This window comes from Gemmata sp. (genome assembly GCF_051859125.1).
Taxonomy (GTDB): domain Bacteria; phylum Planctomycetota; class Planctomycetia; order Gemmatales; family Gemmataceae; genus Gemmata.
Window position 1 is genome coordinate 23,174 of record NZ_JBHYGG010000311.1, and the last position, 6,000, is coordinate 29,173.

Sequence of the window (6,000 nt, forward strand, 5' to 3'; positions counted from 1 at the left end):
GGCCGGGGATTTTCCCATCCCCCGCACCCCCGCGCGCCCGCCCCACTTGACGGAATCGCGCCTCGTGCGGGGGAATCCTTCACGATCGGTTCCGGTGGGGTCGATAACACCAGTGATGACGTTCGATCGGCGGGAGGGGTTCCGATGCGTGTGGGTCGCCGATGTGGCACGCTGGGTGTTGGGGTGTGCCTGCTCGCACTCGTGGGCGGGACCGGGTGCCACCACCCGCACGGGGAGACCGGGCCGCGGGGCGCGTCTGCGCCGATCGCGGTCCCCCCGCCGGGAACGGTCCCGGTGGAGCTCGACAAGATCATGCTACCGCCGTACGTGATCGAGGCCCCGGACCAGCTCCTCATCGAGGTGGTCCAGCGGGCCAAGGTGCCGGACCCGGTCACCAAGGTCGAGTCGGTGCAGACGCAGCGGCTCCCGGTGCAGCCCGTCTCGGGCTCGTTCCAGGTGCGGCCCGACGGGACCGTGAGCCTCGGGTTCTGGGGCGGGGTCGCGGTGTCCGGGCTGACGCTCGAACAGGCGGCCGAGGCGATCCGCCGCCACGTGATCGCGAACCCGGTCCTGAGCGACCTCAAGACCCGCCCCGAGAGCATCGTCGTGATCCTCGACGTGCTGGCGTACAATAGTAAGCGGTACTACGTCATCTTCGACGGGGCCGGGTTCGGCGAGCAGGTCGTGTCGTTCCCGGTCACCGGGAGCGAGACGGTCCTCGACGCGATCAGCAACGTCGGCGGGATCTCGGACGTGGGCAGCAAGCGGAACATGTGGGTCGCCCGCCGCACCCCGCACGCGGGTCAGCCGTGGCAGATCCTGCCCATCGACTGGGTCGGCCTGACGCAGCACGGGCAGACCTGCACCAACTACCAGGTCATGCCGGGCGACCGGATCTACGTGAAGGCCCAGAAGCTCGTGACCATCGACCGCACCCTGACCCGGATCTTCGCCCCGATCGAACGGGTGTTCGGCATCACTCTGCTCGGGTCGAGCACGGTCAACTCGATCAGCGGCCGCGGCAACGGCTTCGGCAACTAACGGAACGAGAACGCGGGGCCGCCGCGACCCGGCGGCCCCGGTGGGAACGGAACCTCGAACCCGGGACCAACATCATGCGGTACCTTCTGACCCTTGCGGCGGCCGGTGTGTGCGTCGGGGCCGCGAGTGCCCAGTTCCCGGCCCAGCCGTCCCCCGGGACGCAGCCCCAGGGGCCGCAGTACCCCGCGTTCGGGGGCACCCCGCTGAACCCGAACACCGTGATGCCGAACGTGTACAACCCGGCGACCCAGCCGCTGAGCCCGTACCTGAACCTGCTCCGGGGCGGCAACGCGGGCGTCAACTACTTCTACGGCGTGCGGCCCGGCACGGTCGGCGGGTGGGGCGGGGGCGGGGGCGGGGCACCGTTCATGGCCGGCGGCGGGGCGCGGACCTCGTTCTTCCCGCAGCTCGCGGCCGCCCCGGACCCGCTGGAGACCGTGGGGCTCGACGGGGCCGTCCTCCCGCCGGCCGGGCACCCGGTCGTGTTCAGCAACACCATGGGCTACTTCCCGAGCCCGGCCGGGCAGGCGGGCGGCGCGCGGTCCGGGCTCGCGGGCCTGGGCGCGAGGCGGCCGGGAGGCCGGTAGTGACCGCGGCGGCATCGCACTCCCCGGCGCGGAACCGCGCCGCTGTTGACGGATCAACGAGGAGCGGATCATGCGGGTGACGTTCGGAATCGCCAGTGTTGTCGGGTTCGGCCTGTCGGTCACCGTGGCCCTGGGCCAGGGACCGGGCCAGCGGGGGGCGAAGCTCCTCGCGCCCCGGGCCGCGGACCCCGAGGAGGGCCGCGTCCAGGTCCGCGCCGCGGCCGAGCCGCTCCCGCAGTTCCCGGGGAGCACGCCGGTCGGCCCCCCGCAGGGGAAGGGCCACGCAGCGACCCCGCCCGCGGGGTTCGACCCGAACGTGCGGTCGGCCGGGACGGTCACCCCCGAGAAGGGTGCGCCCCGGACCGCCCCGACCCGGGACGAACCGTCGCTCGTGACCCGCGGGCTCGACAAGATCAAGAGCACGTTCACCAGCGCCCCGCCCGCCGCCGCCGCCGCGTCCAACGGCCCGGACCCGGCGAACCCCAACGCGCCGTTCCGCGGCACCAGCCCGACCGGGCAGACGGTGTACGCCGGGCCGCCCGCGTACCGGTGGTACGGCTGGGGCTCGGTGACCCCCGGGGCGAACCCGTACGCGCCGACCGGGCAGTTCCCGCGGGCGTCGGCCAACTGGTACGCCATCACCGGGGCGACCCCGGGCGCGTTCCCGACGCAGGTGACCGACCCGTACCGCCTCGGCACCGGGACCGAGCCGCCGGCCTACGTGTCGCCCGCGGCCCCGCCCCCGCCCCCGCCCAGCACCATCTACTCCCCGCAACCGGTCCAGTACCGCCAGCCGCAACCGGCCCCGGGGCCGGTCGTGCCCCGGGCCTCTGCGGTGCCGGCCGGCCCGGCGGCCCCGCGGACCCTCACGGTCCCCGAGGGCTACGTCCCGCCGCCGCCGACGCTGACGCCGATCCCGTCGGTGGGCGCGGCCGTTCCGGTCCCGACCATGAGTCCGACACCGGTGCCCGCCGCGACGGTCGCGATGACGCCGCTCCCGGTGGCGGAGACGGAGCCCGCCGGCTCGCGGGTGGTCACCACCCAGCCGCTGACGCTCGCTCCGATGCTGCCCCGGGGCGGGGACCAGCCGCCGAGCCTGGCCGCGATCCCGACGATCCCCACGCTGCCCGTGCTCGGGACCATGACCCCGGCCCCGGTCGTTGCGGCTCCTGCAACGGTCGTCGCACCGCCGGCCCCGGCCCCGCTTCCGATCTCGGTGACCGCCGACGAGCCGCGGTGGCAGCCCACGCCCACCGTGCCCGCCCCGACCACGGTGGACTGGAACCCGGCCGGCGGGAAGCGGTAATCGTACACTTCTCACAGTCGGTAGCGGCTCAACGCACGGGACAACGGGCGAGTGCTCACCCCCTCACCCGCGACTCGCAGAGCCCCGTCTCGACCTCGCCCCCGCACAGCCGGGGGCGAGGTGGGGCCGCCGGTCCCACGCCCCTCGGTGGCGCTGCCGTGAGCACGGGTGCCCCACCTCGCCCAGTTCCGACGGGGAGAGGTCGCCGCGAGTCCTCGAGCGGCGGGTGAGGGGCAACCACGCAAGGAGCCGCCCGGCAGCCGCCCGGCGCGCGGACCGACCCGGCGACCGGCACTCAACCACCCCGCAGTTCTCAGCATGGCGCTCATCAAGCTCGCGAACGGCACGGTTCACGACCCCGCGAACGGGATCGACGGCGAGGTCCGCGACATCTGGATCGAGGCCGGCAAGGTGGTCGCGCCGCCGGCCGACCCGGACGCGGTCGTCGAGCGGGTTCACGACCTCACCGGCCTCGTCGTAATGCCCGGCGGCGTGGACATGCACGCCCACATCGCCGGGCCGAAGGTCAACGTCGCCCGGAAGCTCCGCCCCGAGGACCGCCGCGACAACGCCCCGTTCCGGCGCACGAAGTTGCTCCGCTCGGGCACGCTCGGCAGCACGCCGACCACGTTCGCCACCGGCTATCTTTATGCCGGCCTCGGGTACACCACCGTGTTCGACGCCGCCATCCCGCCGCTCGGGGCCCGGCACACGCACGAGGAGTTCCACGACACCCCCGTCATCGACAAGGGGTTCTTCGTCCTCGTCGGAAACAACCACTACGTGATGGACCAGCTCGGCCGCGGCGAGTTCGACCGCGTGCGGGCGTTCTGCGGGTGGCTCCTGCACGCGACCCGCGGGTACGCGCTGAAGGTGGTGAACCCCGGCGGCGTCGAGGTGTGGAAGCAGGGCAAGAACGGCATGACCGGCCTCGAAGATGTGGTCCCCGGGTTCGGCGTGTCGCCGCGGCAGATCGTGACCGCCGCCGCACGCGTCGCCGACGAACTGAACCTCCCGCACCCGGTCCACGTCCACTGCAACCAGCTCGGGATGCCGGGGAACTGGACGACGACGCTCGACACGATGCGGGCGGTCGAGGGGCACCGGGCGCACTTCACGCACATCCAGTTCCACAGCTACGGCGGCGGGGCGGACGACCAGGGGACGTTCTGCTCGCGCGTGCCCGAACTTGCGGAGTGGGTGAACGCGCACCCGCGGGCGACCGTGGACGTCGGCCAGGTGATGTTCGGCGACACCACGTCGATGACCGGCGACGGCCCGCTCGGGCACTTCCTGCACCGCGTCACCGGCCGCAAGTGGTTCAACGGCGACACCGAGTGCGAGGGCGGGTGCGGGATCGTGCCGATCGAGTACAAGGAGAAGAGCTTCGTCCACGCGCTCCAGTGGGCCATCGGCCTGGAGTGGTATCTTCTGGTGCGCGACCCGTGGAAGGTGGCCATGAGCACCGACCACCCGAACGGCGGCTCGTTCCTCGCGTACCCGGAAATCTGCGCGCTGCTCATGAGCCGCGACTACCGCCGCGAGGTGCTGAAGCGGCTCCCGGCGAAGCTCAAGGACGTCTGCACGCTCCCGGAGTTGGACCGCGAGTACACGCTCCAGGAAATCGCGATTGTTACGCGCGCCGGTCCGGCGCGGATGCTCGGCCTGCCGCACAAGGGGCACCTCGGCATCGGCGCCGACGCCGACGTCACCGTCTACACGCCGGGCGACGACATGCGGGCGATGTTCGAGCTGCCGCGGTTCGTGTTCAAGGCCGGCAAGCTCGTCGTCGAGAAGGGCGAGATCCGGCTCGCGCCGTACGGCCCGGCGCTGGTGACGCGCCCCGCGTTCGACGCCGGCGCGGTCCCGCACATCCGCGACTGGTTCGAGGGGGCGTACTCGCTCGCTTTCGACAACTACGCGGTCGGCTCGGAGTACCTGACGCACGGCGAAACGGTGGTATCATGCGAGGAAGCAATCGCACGCGGGTGACGCGGACGAAAGACGCGATGAAGAGGATCGGACGGTACTCGGTCCGACTCTCCGATCCTGTCACTCATCCGCGTTGGAACCCGCGTGCTCCGCGTTCCATCGCTTCGGACTTCTCATGAAACTGATCCTCGCCATCATCCAGCCGAACAAGCTCGACGCGGTCAAAGAAGCGCTGAACAAGGTCGAGGTGTTCCGCCTCACGATCGTGGACGTGCTCGGGTTCGGCCGCCAGAAGGGGCACACCGAGGTGTACCGCGGGCACGAGCTGACGGTGAACATGCTGCGGAAGGTGCAGTTGCAGATCGCGGTGAACGAGGACTTCGTCGAGCCGACGGTGAACACGATCATCGAGGCCGCCCGCACCGGCCCCGAGGGCCACATCGGCGACGGCAAGATCTTCATCCTGCCGCTCGAGGACTGCATCCGCATCCGCACCGGCGAGCGCGGCCCCGAGGCGATCTGAACGCGGGCGCGAAGCCTGTTTGTAGGGCCGGCTGTGCCGGCCGAAACCGTTGCGGTCGATGTGGTTTCGGCCGGCACAGCCGGCCCGACTTGGGTTTTATCCCAAGGTCCCAAGCGCGCTGCCGCAATTTGTGTTGATCAACTCAGGTTTCATCCACCCAAAGCGGCCAGTGCGTGGTGGACAACTCTTCTGCGGCAATACGGAGGAAGCGGTCCAGTATCTCAAGAGGGATATCCTGACGGTACGCGCTAATTGTAATCTTACCGCTCGCGTTCGAGCGGAACGCGATCAGGATGATTCCTTCGTGCGGCCGATCAAGCGCCCGCATCTCCAGAAACGCTCCGTTCCGAGCAGACGGCCGGGACACATCAGTGCCGATGACGATCTCGTATCGTTGGCCTTCGATTTCGATAGCCACTGGCGAGTCTCGAAATGGGATGCGGCAGCGCTCGGGAACGTGTGATCGAATCGACTGGTTGGCCGGGCGAGGTTCGCGGTGGCACACGGGTCACCTCGCCCGGGGTCTTATACCGAATCGCATGGATTCGTTTCGATATGGTGGGGCAGGCATTCTTGCCTGCCTCCAGTCGCGTCCGGAGGCAGGCAAGAAT

Annotated in this window: 6 protein-coding genes; 5 read left to right on the forward strand and 1 reads right to left on the reverse strand. The window is 70.8% G+C overall.

What is annotated here, in order from left to right; translation table 11 throughout:
- Positions 1 to 183: 183 nt before the first annotated feature.
- From ACTIGN_RS33720 to ACTIGN_RS33740, 5 genes are all read left to right on the forward strand, one after another.
- Entirely contained in the window at positions 184 to 1,041 is an 858-nt protein-coding gene (locus ACTIGN_RS33720) for a polysaccharide biosynthesis/export family protein (protein ID WP_439632283.1), read from the forward strand.
- A 74-nt stretch (positions 1,042 to 1,115) separates the two neighbouring features.
- A complete protein-coding gene (locus ACTIGN_RS33725) occupies positions 1,116 to 1,628 on the forward strand; it encodes a hypothetical protein (protein WP_439632285.1) in 513 nt (170 codons plus the stop codon).
- A 70-nt stretch (positions 1,629 to 1,698) separates the two neighbouring features.
- Positions 1,699 to 2,934, forward strand: a complete 1,236-nt coding sequence (locus ACTIGN_RS33730; RefSeq protein ID WP_439632287.1) for a hypothetical protein — start codon at positions 1,699 to 1,701, stop codon at positions 2,932 to 2,934.
- 318 nt (positions 2,935 to 3,252) lie between these two features.
- Positions 3,253 to 4,926, forward strand: coding sequence for a formylmethanofuran dehydrogenase subunit A (locus ACTIGN_RS33735; protein ID WP_439632289.1), 1,674 nt, complete (start codon positions 3,253 to 3,255; stop codon positions 4,924 to 4,926).
- Positions 4,927 to 5,041: 115 nt separating this feature from the next.
- Complete coding sequence (locus ACTIGN_RS33740) at positions 5,042 to 5,389, forward strand: P-II family nitrogen regulator (RefSeq protein WP_144947422.1); 348 nt, start codon at positions 5,042 to 5,044, stop codon at positions 5,387 to 5,389.
- A gap of 142 nt (positions 5,390 to 5,531) precedes the next feature.
- On the opposite strand, the gene ACTIGN_RS33745 is transcribed toward ACTIGN_RS33740, so the two are convergent.
- A complete protein-coding gene (locus ACTIGN_RS33745; protein WP_439632291.1) occupies positions 5,532 to 5,807 on the reverse strand; it encodes a hypothetical protein in 276 nt (91 codons plus the stop codon).
- Positions 5,808 to 6,000: the final 193 nt, after the last annotated feature.